Origin of the sequence: Streptomyces sp. NPDC006235 (genome assembly GCF_040613735.1) — a bacterium.
Classification (GTDB): Bacteria; Actinomycetota; Actinomycetes; order Streptomycetales; family Streptomycetaceae; genus Streptomyces.
In genome coordinates this window covers 45,056-60,421 of sequence record NZ_JBEXSR010000051.1, presented here as the reverse complement: position 1 = coordinate 60,421, position 15,366 = coordinate 45,056, and the positions used below count along the sequence as shown (strand labels likewise).

At 69.6% G+C, this 15,366-nt stretch carries 15 protein-coding genes and 1 pseudogene; 8 read left to right on the top strand and 8 right to left on the bottom strand.

Annotation, left to right across the window (positions count from 1 at the left end; all coding sequences use genetic code 11):
- The first annotated feature begins 200 nt into the window (after window positions 1-200).
- From ABZ192_RS38015 to ABZ192_RS37980, 8 genes and pseudogenes are all read left to right on the top strand, one after another.
- On the top strand, window positions 201-1,184 hold the full coding sequence (locus ABZ192_RS38015) for a fumarylacetoacetate hydrolase family protein (RefSeq protein ID WP_356929023.1): 984 nt from the start codon (window positions 201-203) through the stop codon (window positions 1,182-1,184).
- A complete protein-coding gene (locus ABZ192_RS38010; protein ID WP_356929022.1) occupies window positions 1,181-2,179 on the top strand; it encodes a cyclase family protein in 999 nt (332 codons plus the stop codon). The genes ABZ192_RS38015 and ABZ192_RS38010 overlap by 4 nt, the downstream gene beginning before the upstream one ends.
- Before the next feature lie 175 nt (window positions 2,180-2,354).
- A complete protein-coding gene (locus tag ABZ192_RS38005) occupies window positions 2,355-3,530 on the top strand; it encodes an FAD-dependent oxidoreductase (RefSeq protein ID WP_356929021.1) in 1,176 nt (391 codons plus the stop codon).
- Window positions 3,527-4,537, top strand: coding sequence for an amidohydrolase family protein (locus ABZ192_RS38000; protein ID WP_356929020.1), 1,011 nt, complete (start codon window positions 3,527-3,529; stop codon window positions 4,535-4,537). The genes ABZ192_RS38005 and ABZ192_RS38000 overlap by 4 nt, the downstream gene beginning before the upstream one ends.
- 10 nt (window positions 4,538-4,547) lie before the next feature.
- Window positions 4,548-5,486, top strand: a complete 939-nt coding sequence (locus ABZ192_RS37995; RefSeq protein ID WP_356929019.1) for a VOC family protein — start codon at window positions 4,548-4,550, stop codon at window positions 5,484-5,486.
- A 115-nt stretch (window positions 5,487-5,601) separates the two neighbouring features.
- A complete protein-coding gene (locus ABZ192_RS37990) occupies window positions 5,602-6,573 on the top strand; it encodes a fumarylacetoacetate hydrolase family protein (protein WP_356929018.1) in 972 nt (323 codons plus the stop codon).
- Window positions 6,570-7,432 (top strand): annotated as a pseudogene (locus tag ABZ192_RS37985) (SDR family oxidoreductase). Before ABZ192_RS37990 ends, ABZ192_RS37985 begins: the two are co-directional and overlap by 4 nt.
- 129 nt (window positions 7,433-7,561) lie before the next feature.
- The gene (locus ABZ192_RS37980) at window positions 7,562-7,792 is read left to right on the top strand and encodes a glycoside hydrolase family 95-like protein (protein ID WP_356929026.1); all 231 of its coding nucleotides are present in this window, start codon (window positions 7,562-7,564) and stop codon (window positions 7,790-7,792) included.
- A 65-nt stretch (window positions 7,793-7,857) separates the two neighbouring features.
- Here ABZ192_RS37980 and ABZ192_RS37975 read toward each other — a convergent pair whose 3' ends face one another.
- From ABZ192_RS37975 to ABZ192_RS37940, 8 genes are all read right to left on the bottom strand, one after another.
- Window positions 7,858-8,502 (bottom strand): TetR/AcrR family transcriptional regulator, encoded by a 645-nt coding sequence (locus ABZ192_RS37975; protein ID WP_356929017.1) that lies wholly within the window; start codon window positions 8,500-8,502, stop codon window positions 7,858-7,860.
- Window positions 8,503-8,530: 28 nt separating this feature from the next.
- A complete protein-coding gene (locus tag ABZ192_RS37970; protein WP_356929016.1) occupies window positions 8,531-8,935 on the bottom strand; it encodes a PaaI family thioesterase in 405 nt (134 codons plus the stop codon).
- A 41-nt stretch (window positions 8,936-8,976) separates the two neighbouring features.
- Window positions 8,977-10,410 carry an MFS transporter gene (locus ABZ192_RS37965; protein WP_356929015.1) on the bottom strand — a complete coding sequence of 478 codons (1,434 nt, stop codon included), beginning with the start codon at window positions 10,408-10,410 and terminating at the stop codon, window positions 8,977-8,979.
- A gap of 132 nt (window positions 10,411-10,542) precedes the next feature.
- On the bottom strand, window positions 10,543-11,418 hold the full coding sequence (locus ABZ192_RS37960; protein ID WP_356929014.1) for a PHB depolymerase family esterase: 876 nt from the start codon (window positions 11,416-11,418) through the stop codon (window positions 10,543-10,545).
- On the bottom strand, window positions 11,415-11,747 hold the full coding sequence (locus ABZ192_RS37955; RefSeq protein WP_356929013.1) for a DUF4387 domain-containing protein: 333 nt from the start codon (window positions 11,745-11,747) through the stop codon (window positions 11,415-11,417). Before ABZ192_RS37955 ends, ABZ192_RS37960 begins: the two co-directional genes overlap by 4 nt.
- A gap of 3 nt (window positions 11,748-11,750) precedes the next feature.
- Window positions 11,751-13,112, bottom strand: a complete 1,362-nt coding sequence (locus tag ABZ192_RS37950; RefSeq protein ID WP_356929012.1) for an acyclic terpene utilization AtuA family protein — start codon at window positions 13,110-13,112, stop codon at window positions 11,751-11,753.
- 39 nt (window positions 13,113-13,151) lie between these two features.
- On the bottom strand, window positions 13,152-14,459 hold the full coding sequence (locus ABZ192_RS37945) for an MFS transporter (protein ID WP_356929011.1): 1,308 nt from the start codon (window positions 14,457-14,459) through the stop codon (window positions 13,152-13,154).
- Window positions 14,460-14,613: 154 nt separating this feature from the next.
- The gene (locus tag ABZ192_RS37940; RefSeq protein ID WP_356929010.1) at window positions 14,614-15,333 is read right to left on the bottom strand and encodes a GntR family transcriptional regulator; all 720 of its coding nucleotides are present in this window, start codon (window positions 15,331-15,333) and stop codon (window positions 14,614-14,616) included.
- Window positions 15,334-15,366: the final 33 nt, after the last annotated feature.

Below are 15,366 nucleotides of genomic sequence, written 5' to 3'. Positions count from 1 at the left end.
TCCTGCACACCTACAACCACCACCGCTGCCACACCGCACTCGGCGGCCAGCCACCCATCACCCGCGTGAACAACCCTGCGGGTCAATACACCTAGCAACGAGAGTCATCCATGACGTGGATTCGACACATCCACAGGATTGATTTCCGTGATTGGCCGACCGGGGTCAGAGTAGACCCCAACCCCGCAGGAGGAAATCTGATGGCAATGCTCGCGCAATCAGCCGGCCCGTTCGCGCTCGGCACGTTCTCCGCTCAGGGCGGGGAGTCGTTTCCCGGCCTCCTGTCCCATGACCGGGTACTCGATCTGCGCAGCGCCCTGGACTGGGCGCCGTCGGATCTGCGCGCGGTCCTGGAGCGGTGGGAGGAGACCCTCCCCGTCCTGCGCACCCTGGCGGACGACGACTCCCTCGGCTGGCTGCCACTGGAGGGCCTGCGCGTGCACGCCCCCATCGAGCCGCGGCAGATCTTCCAGTCCGGCGCCAACTACCGGCAGCACGTGATCGATCTGGAGGTCGCCCACCGTTCCCCCGACGACCCCCGCACCGTCGAGGAGGCACGAGCGGAGATCGCCGCGGTCATGGACCGCCGGGCCGCCGAGGACCTGCCCTACGTGTTCATCGGCCTGCCCAGCGCGATCACGGGCCCCTACGACGACGTGGTCCTGCCCGCCTGGGCCGAAAAGCCCGACTGGGAGCTGGAGTTGGCGGCCGTCGTCGCCAAGCCCGCCTACCGGGTGACGGTCGAGGAGGCCCTGGAGTACGTCGCCGGGTACACCATCGCCAACGACCTCACCGACCGCGCCACCGTGTTCCGCCGGGACATGAAGGCCATCGGCACCGACTGGCTGCGCTGCAAGAACGCTCCCGGTTTCACGCCGCTCGGCCCGTGGCTCGTCCCTGCGGAGTCGATCGCGGACACCGGTGACCTGCGGGTCACGCTCAAGCTGAACGGCGAGACCATGCAGGACGAGTCCACCAAGGACATGCTCTTCGGAGTCGCCCGGTTGGTGTCGTACGCCTCGCAGACGGCTCAACTCCTGCCCGGTGACCTGGTGTTGACCGGCAGCCCGGCCGGCAACGGCATCCACTGGGGACGCCTGCTGCGCGACGGCGACGTCATGGAGGGTTCCATCACCGGTCTGGGCGTGCAGCGCACCCGCTGTGTCGCGGAGGCAACGGCATGAGCCTGGACCGCCGCGACCCGGAGGGTGCGATAGCCGAGGCCGCCAAGGCGTACTCCAACTGGGGGCGTTGGGGTGAGGACGACGTGCTCGGCACACTGAACTTCCTCGACGAGGCCAAGCGGCGCGAGGGCGCGGCGCTCGTACGCCGCGGCGTGAGCTTCTCGCTGTCGCAGCGGTTCGACATGAACGGCCCGCAGAAGGGCTGGCGCCGGCGGACCAACCCGGTGCACACCATGCTCGACACGGGGACCGACGCGGCACTGGGCAACCAGGGTTTCCCGCACGGCATCGGCGGCGCGGACGACGTGATCGCGATGCCGCTGCAGTGCTCCACCCAGTGGGACGGCCTCGGGCACATCTTCGACCACGGCAAGGCGTGGAACGGACGGGCCGCCGAGCAGGTGGTCACCTCCGACGGAGACCTTGTCACCGGCATCGAGCACATGGCGCCGTACGTCGCGGGACGCGGCGTGCTGCTCGACGTGGGCCTGGTCGTCGGCACGGGTGGGGGCACCTCCCGCTCGAGCGGAGCCGAGAGTGGGGGAGAGCTGCCCGACGGGTTCGCCATCACCGAGGAGCACCTCGAGCAGACCGCTGAAGCCCATGGGGTGACCGTCGGCCCCGGCGACATCATCCTCGTCCGTACCGGACGTCTCGCCCGCGCCCGCCGCGACGGCTGGGGCGACTACGCGGGCGGCCCCGCGCCCGGCCTGTCGTTCACCACCGCCGGCTGGCTGCACGGCACCGAGATCGCCGCCATCGCCACCGACACCTGGGGTTTCGAGGTCCGCCCCAACGAGTTCGAGGGCGCCTTCCAGCCCCTGCACCAGGTCGTCATCCCCAACATGGGCCTGCTGATCGGCGAGATGTGGGACCTCGACGCACTCGCCGCCGACTGCGCCGACGACGGCGTGTACGAGTTCTGGCTCACCGCCGCTCCCCTCCCCATCACCGGAGCCGTCGGCTCCCCGGTCAACCCGATCGCCGTCAAGTAACCCGCACTACTGCCGGATGCGCCGTTCCCCGGACAGCAGCGGCGCATCGGGCCCCCACCGCTCCACCCGCTTCGCCGGGTGACCCGTCCCCACCTCTGGCCCGCACTCGCAGCTGGCGAGCCGCAGCCCCCGCCGCCCGAAGTCGCGCGGCCCGACCCCGGGAGGAATCCCCGACATGGCCGACAGCCGCACTCTCTCCCAGCCTCCGGCCGGGGGCACACCCACCGTCCTGGTCATCGGCGGGGGCGCCTCAGGCAACGCCGTCACCATCCTGCTGCGCCGCGCCGGCATCGCCGTCGACCTGATCGAGGCCAAGCCGGACTGGAACGCCACCACCGGCTCCGGCATCACCCTCCAGGGCAACGCCCTGCGGGTCCTGCGCGAACTGGGCGTGTGGGAACAGGTGAAAGCCTCCGGATACGCCTTCGGCTCGCTGGGCGTGACCACCCCCGACGGCACCGTCCTGTTCGTCGCCGAAGACATCCGGACCGGCGGCGAGGACCTGCCCGCCACCCTCGGCATGCAGCGCCCCCAGCTGCAGCAGATCCTCATCGACACGGTCCGCGCCTCCGGCGCCGACGTTCGCCTTGGCACCACCGCCGAAGCGCTGGAGCAGGACGCCGACGGCGTGTCGGTGCGCTTCAGCGACGGCAGCGAGGGCCGCTACGACCTGGTGATCGGCGCCGACGGCCTCAACTCCGCCACCCGCGCCACGATCGGCATCACGGACAAACCCGAGCCGACCGGCATGGCCATCTGGCGCATCGCCGCCCCGCGGCCCGAGAGCGTGACGCGCACCGACCTCGCCTACGGCGGCCCCGCCTACATCGCCGGCTACTGCCCCACCAGCGAGGACACCATCTACGCGTACGTCGTCGAAGGGTGCCGCGACCGCGCCTCCATCGACCCGGCCACCTACGCCGACGAGATGCGCCGCCTGGCGCAGAGCTACGGCGGGGTCTGGCCGAAGATCACCGAGCACATCACCGACCCGAAGAAGGTCAACTACACCTGGTTCGACCGCCTGCTGGTCGAGGACTCCTGGCACCGGGGCCGGGTCGTGCTCATCGGCGACGCCGCCCACTGCTGCCCGCCCACCCTCGCCCAGGGCGCGGCCATGTCCCTGGAGGACGCCCTCGTCCTCGCCGAGCTGCTCAGCGGGGCCGTGGCCGACGGCCGGGACTGGGACGACGAGCTGCTCCAGGCCTACCACGACCGCCGCATTCCCCGGGTGCGCACCGTCGTCGAGGCGTCCCTGCAGATCGGCCAGTGGCAGCTGGACGGTGTGCGCGACGCCGACATGGCCGGGCTGGTCGGCCGCACCATGAACCGCCTCAAGGAGCGCCCGTGACCACCACCGCATCCTCCGCGCCGACCATCGACGTCCACGCCCACCTCCTGCTCCCGGAGGTCGATGAGGCCGTCGCCGGTCATCCCGGTCTCGCCGGGGCCCGCGCCCTCGACGCGCGCCGCAACGGCCGGGCGGCCCTGGAGGTGAACGGTCCGATGGTCGGCGCGCGCGTGCCGAAGCTGACGGACGCCGCGGTGCGCCTGACGGCCATGGACGCGCAGGGCGTGGACATTCAGCTGGTCAGCCCCTCGCCCTCCCACTACCACTACTGGGCCGAGCCCCGACTGGCCGAGACGGTCTGCCGACTGGCCAACGAGGGCACCGCCGCACACTGTGCGAAGGCTCCCGACCGCCTGCACGGCCTGGGCCTGGTCCCGCTCCACCATCCCGACCTCGTGGTCGGCCTGCTCGACCACGCCCTGGACCAGGGGCTGAGGGGCGTGGAGATCTCCTCGCACGCACCCGGCCACGAACTGTCGGACCCGGCGTACGAACCCCTCTGGACCCGTGCGGAGGAGACAGGCGCCCTGGTCTTCCTGCACCCGTTCGGCTGCTCCCTCGACGAGCGCCTGGACCAGTGGTACCTGTCCAACACCGTCGGCCAGCCCACCGAGAACGCGGTCGCCCTCTCCCACCTGATCTTCTCCGGTGTCCTGGACCGTCATCCGGGTGTGAAGCTGATCGCGTCGCACGGCGGCGGCTACCTGCCCACCCACATCGGTCGCTCCGACCACGCCTGGCGGGCCCGCCCCGACGCCCGGGGCTGTGAGCGGGAACCGAGCAGCTATCTGAAGCAGCTGTACTTCGACTCCCTGGTCCACGACCCTCAGGTGCTGCGGGAGCTGCTGCGAGCGGTCGGCCCGGAACGGGTCCTGCTCGGCTCCGACTTCCCCTTCGACATGGGCACCGACGACCCGCTCGGCGCGCTGCGCGCCGCGGACCTGCCCGACACCGACTTCCACTCCGTCCGCGGCGGAAACGCCGCCGCTCTGCTCAACCTCGTCTGAGGAGCCCCCCATGAACAACCGCCTGCTCACCCACCTCCGCCACGTCGACCTCGCCGTGCCGGACTACGAAAAGCAACTCGACTTCTACGCCGGAGTCTGGGGCCTGACCAAGGTCGCCGAGGACTCCGGCATCTCCTTCCTGGCCGCCGAGGGCAGCCCGGAGCAGTACGTCGTCCGGCTGCGCAAGGCCGAGGAGAAGCGTCTCGACCTCGTGTCCTACGGTGCCGCGAGCCCGGCCGACGTGGACACGCTCGCCGAGCAACTCCTCGCCGGGGGCGTCCAGCTGATCCACCAGCCGGGCAAGGTGGACACACCCGGCGGCGGTTATGGCTTCCGCTTCTTCGACGTCGACGGGCGCACCATCGAGGTCTCGGCCGACGTCGAGGTGCGGCAGCACCGCAAGATCGAGGAGAAGGAGTCGATCCCGGTCAAGCTGTCGCACGTCGTCCTCAACTCGCCGGATCTGGACAAGACCAAGGCGTGGTACGAGGAGCACCTCGGCTTCCGGCTGTCCGACACGCTCGGCCATCCGCACATCGGCGACGTCATGCACTTCATGCGGATCAGCAACCAGCACCACTCCATGGCCATCGCCAAGGGCCCGCACACCTCGCTGCACCACATCTCCTTCGAGATGCGCGGAATCGACGAGTACATGCGCGGCTCCGGGCGTGTCATCCGTTCCGGCGCCCGCAAGATCTGGGGGCCGGGCCGGCACATGGCGGGCGACAACACCTTCACCTACTTCCTCGACCCGCACGGCAACACGGTGGAGTACACGACGGAGTTGGAGCTGCTTGACGAGGACACCTGGCACCCGCACGTCTACGACTTCTCGAAGCCCGAGGTCACCGACCAGTGGGGCACCGCCAACCCGATGGACGAACTGGTTACCAAGGAGTCCTTCAACGACGTCGACCGCGGCGTCTTCGTCGCTCCGCCGGTCTGATCGGCGGAGCCTTCAGCCCCCGGGGGTGCGGTTGCCCTGTCAACTGCCCTGACTCCCATCCCGCGCCCCCGGCCTTCGTGCCACCCCTCACGCCGACAGCCGACAGGAAACTGCCATGCGTTTCGCCGCGTACGAGTACCGCAACCGACGCCACGTGGCCGTCGTCTCAGAGGACGGCACGCTCCACCCCCTGCCCGGCGTCAGCTCACTGACCGGCCTGCTCGCCGAGGGCGGCGGCCTGCCCGAACTGCTCGACGCGGGCTCCGCGACCCTCGACGTCCCGGCCGGCCCCCACATCTGTGACGTACGACTGCTGGCGCCGCTCCAGCCGCCCACCGTGCGGGACTTCGTCACCTTCGAGGAACACGTCGAGGGCGTCCGGCGGTCCGTGGACGGGGCTGCCGGGATACCGGAGCGGTGGTACGCGGCCCCGACGTTCTACTTCGGCAACCCCTACGCGATGTACGGGCCGCACGACGACATCCCCATGCCGCCGGGGTCGAGCGTGCTCGACTTCGAGCTGGAGGTCGCCGCCGTGATCGGAAAGGAGGGCCGCGACCTCACGCCCGAGCAGGCCCGCGACCACATCGTCGGCTACACCGTCTTCAACGACTGGTCGGCACGGGACCTGCAGTCCGCCGAGATGAAGGTCGGCCTCGGCCCCTGCAAGGGCAAGGACACCGCCACCACGCTGGGTCCTTATCTGGTCACCGCCGACGAGCTGGCCAAGTACCGCGATGCGGAAGGCTTCCTGCGCCTGGCGCTCACCGCCGAGATCAACGGCGAGGTCGTGGGCAAGGATCTGCTGTCCAACATGAGCTGGACCTTCGAGGAGATGGCCGCCTACGCCTCACGCGGTACCGTCGTCCGCCCCGGCGACGTCCTCGGTTCCGGGACCTGCGGAAACGGCGGCTGCCTCGCCGAGCTGTGGGGTGTACGGGGTGAGCAGTCCCCGCCTCCCCTGAAGCCCGGCGACAGGGTCACCCTCACCGTCGAGGGCATCGGCTCCGTCTCCAACACCGTGGTGGCCGGCCCGGACCCCATGACCGTTCCCGTCGCCCGACGCCGCACGAGGCAACGGCCGTGACCGATCTCCATCCCTGGGGGCACCTCCCGGCCGAAGGCTGGGGGAGGCTCCTCGGCCGGGTCGTCGTGGTCACGGGCGCAGCCGGTGGCCAGGGCGCCGCGGAGGCCGAGGCGCTGACCCGCGAGGGCGCCCGGGTGATCGCCACCGACGTCTCGGAGTCACCCGGCTGCCGCCGTCTCGACGTCACGAACGAGAAGGACTGGGCGGAACTCGCCGCCGACCTGCGTGAGGCGTACGGGCAGGTGCACGGCCTGGTCAACAACGCGGGCGTCACCTGGCGGGCCCGGATCGACGACGTACGCCCCGGGGACATGGCTCGGGTCCACGCGGTCAACGTCACCGGCCGCTGCTGGGCATCCAGCACCTCGCCCCGCTGACGCCACCCGGCTCCTCGATCGTGAACGTCGGCTCGTCCGCGGCGCTCACCGGCCACTACCCGGTCGCCTACACGGCCAGCAAGTGGGCGCTGCGCGGCCTGTCGCGGGCCGCCGCCATGGAACTGGGGCCCGTCGGCATCCGCGTGAACATCCGGCGTGGGGGACCGGCTCGGCTTCTGCTGATCCTGCTGCCCCGCGTACAGGGCTTCAGCCTGAGCGCGGAGTCCATTGAGGACCGTACGGTCATCCAGCCGCTTGCGGCTCCGCAACGACTCGGGCAGCAGTGGCGGGACGAACTCCCACTCCGCATCGGTGAGTTCATGGCGATGTATCACCCGACCGTGATCCACCAGCGAAGATCTTTGACGACAGGGCCTAGTGAACCCGAGGCCATGCTCAGGTCCGCCGGTCCAGCCGTGGGCGAAAGCCCAGTGGAGGTCGGTCGGTGCGGGGGAGGTAGTGGTCGAGGTAGGCAGGCGTGACATGAGGACGACTTGGCTGCGAAGTCAGATGAGCAGAGCTGTGGTTACTGGTCGGTCCCGGGTCTGCGCCGGGACCGGATGGCCATCGCAATCGAGGGAGTTGGTGGCGCACGCCTCTAGACATCCGACCTGCAGAGTCACGACGGCGTCATCCACCTGCTGCCCGCCCTGCCGGACGGCTGGAAGGCCAAGGGCTCCTTCACCGGGCTCCGCGCCCGCGGCGGCTACGAGGTCAGCTGTCAGTGGCGGAACGGGAAGGTGACGTCCTACGAGATCGTGGCCGACCGGGCACGCAACCGCAGGAAGGTCACCGTACGGGTCAACGGCGTCGACAAGAAGGTGAAACCGATCAAGCCCTGACGGCAAGCCCGATTCGCCGGGGCGCTGCGGGCCGTTCAGAACCAGAGTCCGTCTTCGAACCTGGTTCAGCCCGACCGCGTCACTGCGGACATGGAGGGTCGGGACGCGTGAGATGCGGTCAGAAGAGCGCCGTGCACGGCTGAGGACGCCGCCCGGGTGGCATAGCCAACGGTGTCCATAGGCCAGGCGTCACGTTCCTGGTGGATCAGGAGACAAACCGCGCCGTGCACGCCGGCACACAGCAGCCTGGCGGTTTCGGTGGTGCTCTCCACCGGTACTCCGGCATCGGCACAGGCTGCGACCTTGTCCCGGAAGTAGCGGAAACACGCGTCCTCGTTCCGGCGACTGGCCTCGGTGGCCTCGCCATCCATCACCAGTCGGTACTGGGAGGGATGGCGAAGTCCGAAGGCGACGTAGGCGACGCAGGTTTCGTAGAGCGCCGTCACCGGGTCCGGGACTCCCCGGGACACTGCTTCCAACTCGATGAACAGTGAACTCCACACGCGCAGGCACGTGGCGTGGACGAGTTCCCTCTTCGAGGTGAAGTGGAGGTAGACGGCCGGCGGGGTGACTCCCGCGCTTGTCGCCACCGCGCGAATCGTAAGAGCGTCGGCGCCACCGTCTTCGAGCAGCTGATCGGCGATGTCGAGAAGCTGGTCGCGGAGCAGGCCGCCCTTGCCCTTGGCGGCGCGAACGCGGGCACCGGTCACAGAAGGGGGCCTTCGGGAGAGAGCGACATCAGGGTGTCTTCGGTTTGACCGCGGTGACGACCTGGGTCACCCGGGCGCACAGTTCGCCTTCGGCATCGTGCACGTCGACCTCGACGACGGTGTTGCGCCCCACACGCAGGGGACGAGCTGTCGCGACGACGTCTGTGTGGGCCGGCCGAAGGAAGTGCGTGGTCGACTCCACGGTGGCCGGTGCGGCGCCGGCCGGACCGTTGAGGGCGGCGCACACGGCACCGCTCACATCGGCGAGTCCCATCAACGCGCCCCCATGGAGGCCACCGCCCACTGTGGAGAGCGAGAGATCGTGCGCCAGCGTGGCTCGAACGCCGGCTGCCGTCATCTCGTCGAACACGACTCCGAGGGTCTTGGCGTACGGCGCGAGCGCGTAGACGTCTTCGGCTGCGAGTGTGGGCACGGGCTGCTCCCATCTGAGTTATGGGCGATAAGTTATCGACGTTAACTCAGGCCGTCAACCCGGGACTTCGGACGGGAGCCGGGGGCCGTGTCGCCGGCTGTTGTGCCGACGCGGCCCAGCGACCGGTCGGCTGCGCACAGGATCAGGAACACGGCGGCCACACCGATGAGCAACCAGGCCATGGCATGCAGTCCCGAACTGGTGACGCCGCCGCGGAAGAACACGGCGCTGGCCGCCGCCGCGAACAGTGCGCCGATGTACATGAACGTGCGCAGCAGTCCCGCGGACGAGCCCATGCGGGCCGGGTCGGCCTGTGCGTACAGGGCATTCTGGTTGGCCAGCCCGATCAGCCCGTGAGGGATGCCGGCGACCGCGCTGAGCACGACGAGCAGCCACACCGGACTGTCGGCACGCAGGAGCAACAACGCCGCGCATCCGAGGCATTGGACGAGCGCGCCGACGACGACCCTGCCCCGCACCCGGCTACGGCGCCCCGTGAGTGCGGTGACACCGACGGCCGTCGCCGACAGCGGCAGCAGAAGCAGCCCGGCCTGCGACGCGCTGAGTCCTCGGCCCTCTTGGAGCCACTGGCTGTAGCCGTAGAAGAAGGCGTACGACGTGGTGTAGGCGAGGCACTGCCGGGTGAACGTGGCGAGCAGCGGTACGTTCCCGCCCAGGACGCGAAGATCTATGAACGGCTGGGCGATGCCCAGTTCGCGGCGGACGAACACCGCGCCCGCGGCCAGGCCGAGCACCGGCAGATACCAGTGTGCGACCGCCGGGGTCATCAGGAAGGACATGAACGGGGTCAGTGATCCCGCGAACCACAGCATGCCCGGCACATCAATACGTGCCGTCCCGCCCGAGGGCGTGGCGCGGGGCAGCCACACTGCGCCCAGGACGAGGCACATGAGGGACAGCGGCACGTTGATGCCGAAGATCAGATGCCAGCCACCCGCGCCGATCAGCAGGCCACCGAGGGCCGGGCCGACGACCGCGATGACCTGGTTGGAGATCGACAGCGCGGCGAGGACGCCACTCGGGTTCTTCCGGCCGGTGCGGTCGGACTCGGCGCGCAGCAGCGACATCGACGCCGGGAAGGCCGCCGAGGTTCCTAATCCGAGGAGGACGCGGGAGGCGACCAGTACCCACAGGTTCGGAGCGAGAGTGCCGAGCAGTCCGGCCAGGCCGGCCAGCGCGGTTCCCAGCAGATAGAGCCGACGTGGACCGAACGCGTCGACGAGTCGGCCGATCACCGGCTGGCCGACGGCCGTCGCGAGGTAGAGGCCGGAGACGAGCCATGCCGTCTGCGAGGGTGGCACGCCGAAGGCGCGGCCGATGGGAACCAACGCGACCGCGAGCATCGAGGAGTTGACGGGGTTGAGAATCGAGCCCAGGATCATCGGTGCGATCAGGCGACGGTCGAACCCGCCCTTCTCTGCCCGGCGCCGTCTGCGCGCGGCGGTCCGAGTCATGCCTGTGCCACCTTCTCGCGCAGCGCCATGGCGGTGACGACCACCCGACCTCCTCCTCGGTGCCGTGCTCTTGTCTGCCCTTTTCACGGTCGGCCATCAGCTGGGCGACCTGTGGATCGAGTCGATGGTGGGTCACGGCCGTGGGACCTCCGGTGCATGGGGGCGCGGAGAGGCGGACACCTGCGTGTCGAGGAACCGCTGGACCGCGGGGAGGACCGCGAAGTGGTTGTGGCCGGCGCCGGGCACGATGTCGAGGCGTGCGTCGATGCCGTGTTCGCGCCAGTTGGCGTGCAGAGCGTTGATGCGTTCGATGCGGTCGGTCCCCGCGGTCACGGGCCGGCGCTCGTCGTCCGGTGCGAGTTCGGTTGCGTCGGTGTCGTTCTCGCCGATGACCAGTTGCACGGGAAGGCCGTGCAGAGCTGCCGGGTCGGCGTCGGTCCGGAACTGTTCCTTCATGTCGGCCGTGCCGTGCCACCACGTCGTCGTGGGGTCGAGGAGTGTGACGCGCCCGGGGGCGCCCACCGACAGGGATGCCAGTCGGTTGGGGTGGAGGTAGGCGAAGCGGTGGGCGAACTGGCCTCCGCCGGAGAAGCCGTGGAGGTGGAAGCGGTCGGCGCGTACGTGCCAGCGGGCCGCGGCCTCGTCGACCATGTGGAGCAGGTCTTCGTCGGGGCGGAATCCGGCAGGGGAGAGGAGCTTGTAGCTGTCCACGTCGTTCGGGCCGGTGATGCCGGCGGGGAAGAGTGGGGCGAGGACGACGACGTTGTGGCGGTCGGCGAAGTCGGCGAAGGCATCGCGGAGTGCTTCGGCGCGGCGTCGTGTTCCGTGGACGGTGACCACCAGGGGAAGGGGTGGGCCGTCGGGGGTGTGGTCGTTGGGGACGTAGAGGCAGTAGGAGAAGCGGGGGTCCCGGGCGAGGGCGAAGAAGGCTGTGGGGCCGGTGAGGAAGGTGACCCCAGGGTGCCCGGCGGGAAGGTCCCAGGGAGCCAGGGGACGTTCGGCGGTCACGCCTGGTGCTCCTTGTCCACGTCGCTCACGGCGAGGTCCATCAACGGGGCGTACTGCTGGCCCGCGTAGCAGTCGCTGTCGTGGAGGCCGCCCTGAACTGTCGGGCGGGGGAGGGAGACTTTCACGGCCAGAGCCAGCGGGTGGTTGACGAGCAGGATGTCGGCGGGGTCGGTGCCGTAGAGGCCGGCGAAGAGTTCCCTGTTGAGGAAGCCGCTGGCGACGAGGGCGTCATAGGCGGCCTGGTCGTGGCACATGAAGTCGAAGGTGAGGGTGAAGGGGCCGGCGTTCTTGGAGCGCACCAGGGAGCAGTAGTCGAGCAGAGTGGTCATGGGTTACAGCTCCTCGGTGCTGGTGCGGAACAGTTCCGTGGGACTGACGCCGGTGACGACGTGGTTGAGGGTGAACCGGTAGAGGGGGCCGCGGTCCGTCTCGGGCGGGGAGTACGGGTAGGCGAGGGTGGAGACCAGCCCGTCGTATTCCGGTATGGGCAGGTGGCTGCTGGCATGCGCGACGAAGGTGGCGACCGCGTGGGCGGTTGCCTGGTCGGGTGCCGTCACCGTGATGAGGACGCCGAGTTCGCGGGGGCGCAGCGATTCCGGCTCGGCGGTGGCCAGTACGGCCCCGTCGCCGTAGAGGCGGAAGTCGATGTCGACGTCGTCGGGGTCCACGACGCCGCCGAACACGTCGAGGATCTTGTCCGCGAAGTACTTCTTGGCGAAGGGGAGCAGGTCGGGCAGGCGCCGGATGACCACCCGGTCGCGCACTCCTCCGACGATGACGGTCTGGTAGCCGACGAGTTCCGCTCCTTCGAGTTTGTTGCTGTAGCCGTCCGCGGGGACGAAGCGCGCTCCGCGTGCCCGGACGGTGCGTTCGTCGATCGCCTCGTAGGTGGCGTCGCTGGTGTCGAGGGTGCCCGACGGTTCCGCGACGCGATACGGGTCGGCGTTCTCGTACAGCGTGTGGGCCGCTACGGACCGGGGGGTGAGACGGCTGCCTTCGGCGAGCGTGGTGACATCGAAGTGGTCGTCCCGCAGGTGCACCAGCAGGCCGTTGGCGGAGGGGGGTATGGCGCAGGCGGCGCCGCACTCGATGGTCTTGGCCATGTGCCAGGTCAGGCCGGGGTCGGCGCCGAGCATGTGGGGGAGTGCGGCGAAGAGCGCGGTGTCGCTGGCGCGTCCGGCCAGGACGACCTCGCAGCCGGCTCCCAGAGCCTCCTGGATGGGCTCGGCACCCATCATGGCGACGGTGTGACTGCGAGCGAACAGCTCCCGGTCGATCTCCGGGGCGTGCGGCAGCGGCTGCACACGGCCGGCGTCGTAGAGGCGCTGGAGACGTTCGGCCGGCTGGTCGGAGTAGATCAGAGCCAGCTTGAAGTGCAGGTTCTCCGCTGCGGCGATGTCGCGTACGAGGGCGGCCACGCGGTCGACTCCCGTGTCACGGCCGCTGGTGCCGCAGGATCCGATGATCAGCGGCACGCCCAGCTCGTCGCGCGCGGCGAGCAGCAGGCGCAGATCACGGGCGACGGCCTGGTCGGAGAGCTTGGGGCTGCCCGAGCCGAGTGCGGCCGGCCCGGAGTCGGTCGATCCGGCGTCACACGCGATGACGTGCGGGCGGGCCGCGACACCGCGTCGGAAGGCGGCGGCGTCGAAGCCGGCGCCGAGGGCTCCGGTGGGAGCGAGGATGCGCAACTCCATGGGGTCTGTGTCCTTCGTGAGGGGTGAGGGATGGCTGTCTCAGTGCGCGGAAGGAGCGATACGGCGGGCCAGGCGGGTGAAGACGGCGAAGGTGACCGTGGCGAACACCGCGCCGTTCAGGAGCATGAAGCGCCATCCGGTCGCGTCGACGGTGAGGCCGAGCAGGGCGGGGCCGAGTGCGGCGCCGGTGGACGAGGCGACGGTGTACAGGCCCGTGTAGGTGCCCAGGACGTGTCTGCTGGGAGCGAGGTTCCACAACGCGACGAGGGCGTTGACGGCGAAGGCCGCGTAGCCCACGGAAGCGATCACCATGGAGATGACCGTGCCGGGAACCGTGGGGACACAGAAGCCGACGAGCAGGCCGGCGATGAACACGCCGACGCCGTAGCGCATGGCGCACACCTGGCCCAGCCGGGACGAGGCGTAGGCGAGCGGGACGACGCAGACCAGGAAGGCGACGGCGCCGGGGAGCGCGAGCCCACCAGCCGAGCCGCGGGACAGGTTCAGTGCCTCGGTGCCGTACGGGGTCAGCAGCGCGCGCAGGGCGGACCACATGCCGGCGAAGCAGAAGATGCCGAGCATGAGCAGGGCCCGGGCGCGGGACGGGTCGCGCACCATGTCCTTGATGACGGCCCAGGGTGAGGCGAAGTCGGCGGATGGTGGTTTCGCGACGGCGTGCGTCTCGGTGGCGGAAGGCCGACCGGTGTGCGACGGCGTGGCGGTGTGGTGCCGGCGGCCCAGGACGAACCAGGACGTGGTAAGCAGCAGCAGCATGAGGACGGGCGGGATGGCGAACGCCAGGGTGCTGCTGCGGTCGACGACGAGCAGGCTGATCAGGGACGAGACGACGATCGTGAGGCTGACGCCGGCCTTCACGAAACCCTGGGCCTTGCCTCGGCGGGAGGGGGCGACGTAGTCGGAGACCAGGGTCTCCGTGATGCCCTTGAACGCGTTGGCCATGGCCGCGAAGCCGACGACGCACAGCATGAGCAAGGGCAGACTGTGCGTCCAAGGGATCAGGGCGAAGGGCACCGAGGCCAGGGCGGCTCCGGTCAGGATGATCGCCCATCGACCCTTGCCGTCGCGCGCGCGACGGTCGGACAGGAATCCCGTCCAGGGCTGGATCAGGACCCCGAGGACATTGTCCATACCCATGATCAAACCGACGAGGCCGGCGGAGGCGATGTACTGCCGCAGCTCGGAGGGGACTTGGGCGTCGTAGAAGTTCCACACCGATTCCTGGGCGAAGACGGCCAGGGTCACCCACAGGACCGTCGTGGCGCTCATCCGCCGTGAGGTGACGGGTCTTTCCCCGGCTGGGGCGTCCACGGGGGTCGCCTCGAGCATGGCGGCTCCTTTGCCATATGCCATAGCAAGTACGTTGTGCGGTCGGCCGATCCGCCTATTGGGCGGGAGGTGCGGTGTGCGCGGACGGTTCTCCGGCATCGACGCTATTTGCTATAGCGCCTTCATCAGGGGAGGACGACCGCTTCGGCCGTTCTCAGTGCGAAAAACGCGCCATGAGCAGGGAGGAGCTCGACGCCTGACTGTGCGCGTTCATCAGCTCTTCCGCACGCCCGCCGTTTCCGGCGGCGATGGCGTCGTAGATGGCGCGGTGCTGGTGATAGCGCGCATCCACGGCGCTGCGCCGTTCGTCGCTGACCTCGGACAGGACGCTGTCGCGTCGTTCGTCCGCGCCGAAGGCGTCGACCATGTGCAGCATCTGCAGCAATGTGGCGTTCCCGCTGGCCTGGTCCACCAGGCTGTGGAACTGCCGCATGCAGTGCAGGATCTCCTCGATGAGCTTCCGCTCTTCGTCACTGCCGGGAGTGAGCCCGACCGCCTGGCCGCGCAGGCGGTCGGCCTTGTCGAGGACGGCACACATCTGCCGTCTCTGTTCCGCGGTCGACTTCTCCGCGGCCAGACGCGCGGCCAGGGCGCGAAGCGAGTCCCCGATCATCGAGAACTCCCGAAGCTCCTCCTCCGCGTACTTCGCGATGCGCACCGAACGTGGGCCGGTCCGCTCCACCAGTCGGTCCTGCTCCAGGCGGCGCAACGCCTCACGTACCGGTGTCGCGCTGATGTCGAGAGACTCGGCCAGCCCCCGCTCGGTCACCTTCTGACCTCGTTCGAGGACGCCCGAGACGATCGCCTCACGGATCGCCGCGTACGCCTGATCACCCAGCGTCGCCGAGATCGTGAGCTGCGGAAGCTGTCCCATGACGCAGTAGCGTATTTGCTACAGCAGAATTGT

What these genes read in the sequence shown, in the direction of transcription:
- ABZ192_RS37955 (WP_356929013.1), bottom strand. Translation starts at nt 11,747, where the DNA reads ATGACCACTCTGCTCGACTACTGCTCCCTGGTGCGCTCCAAGAACGCC.
- ABZ192_RS38015 (WP_356929023.1), top strand. Translation starts at nt 201, where the DNA reads ATGGCAATGCTCGCGCAATCAGCCGGCCCGTTCGCGCTCGGCACGTTC.
- ABZ192_RS37950 (WP_356929012.1), bottom strand. Translation starts at nt 13,112, where the DNA reads ATGGAGTTGCGCATCCTCGCTCCCACCGGAGCCCTCGGCGCCGGCTTC.
- ABZ192_RS37995 (WP_356929019.1), top strand. Translation starts at nt 4,548, where the DNA reads ATGAACAACCGCCTGCTCACCCACCTCCGCCACGTCGACCTCGCCGTG.
- ABZ192_RS37990 (WP_356929018.1), top strand. Translation starts at nt 5,602, where the DNA reads ATGCGTTTCGCCGCGTACGAGTACCGCAACCGACGCCACGTGGCCGTC.
- ABZ192_RS38005 (WP_356929021.1), top strand. Translation starts at nt 2,355, where the DNA reads ATGGCCGACAGCCGCACTCTCTCCCAGCCTCCGGCCGGGGGCACACCC.
- ABZ192_RS38010 (WP_356929022.1), top strand. Translation starts at nt 1,181, where the DNA reads ATGAGCCTGGACCGCCGCGACCCGGAGGGTGCGATAGCCGAGGCCGCC.
- ABZ192_RS37945 (WP_356929011.1), bottom strand. Translation starts at nt 14,459, where the DNA reads ATGCTCGAGGCGACCCCCGTGGACGCCCCAGCCGGGGAAAGACCCGTC.
- ABZ192_RS37965 (WP_356929015.1), bottom strand. Translation starts at nt 10,410, where the DNA reads ATGACTCGGACCGCCGCGCGCAGACGGCGCCGGGCAGAGAAGGGCGGG.
- ABZ192_RS37940 (WP_356929010.1), bottom strand. Translation starts at nt 15,333, where the DNA reads ATGGGACAGCTTCCGCAGCTCACGATCTCGGCGACGCTGGGTGATCAG.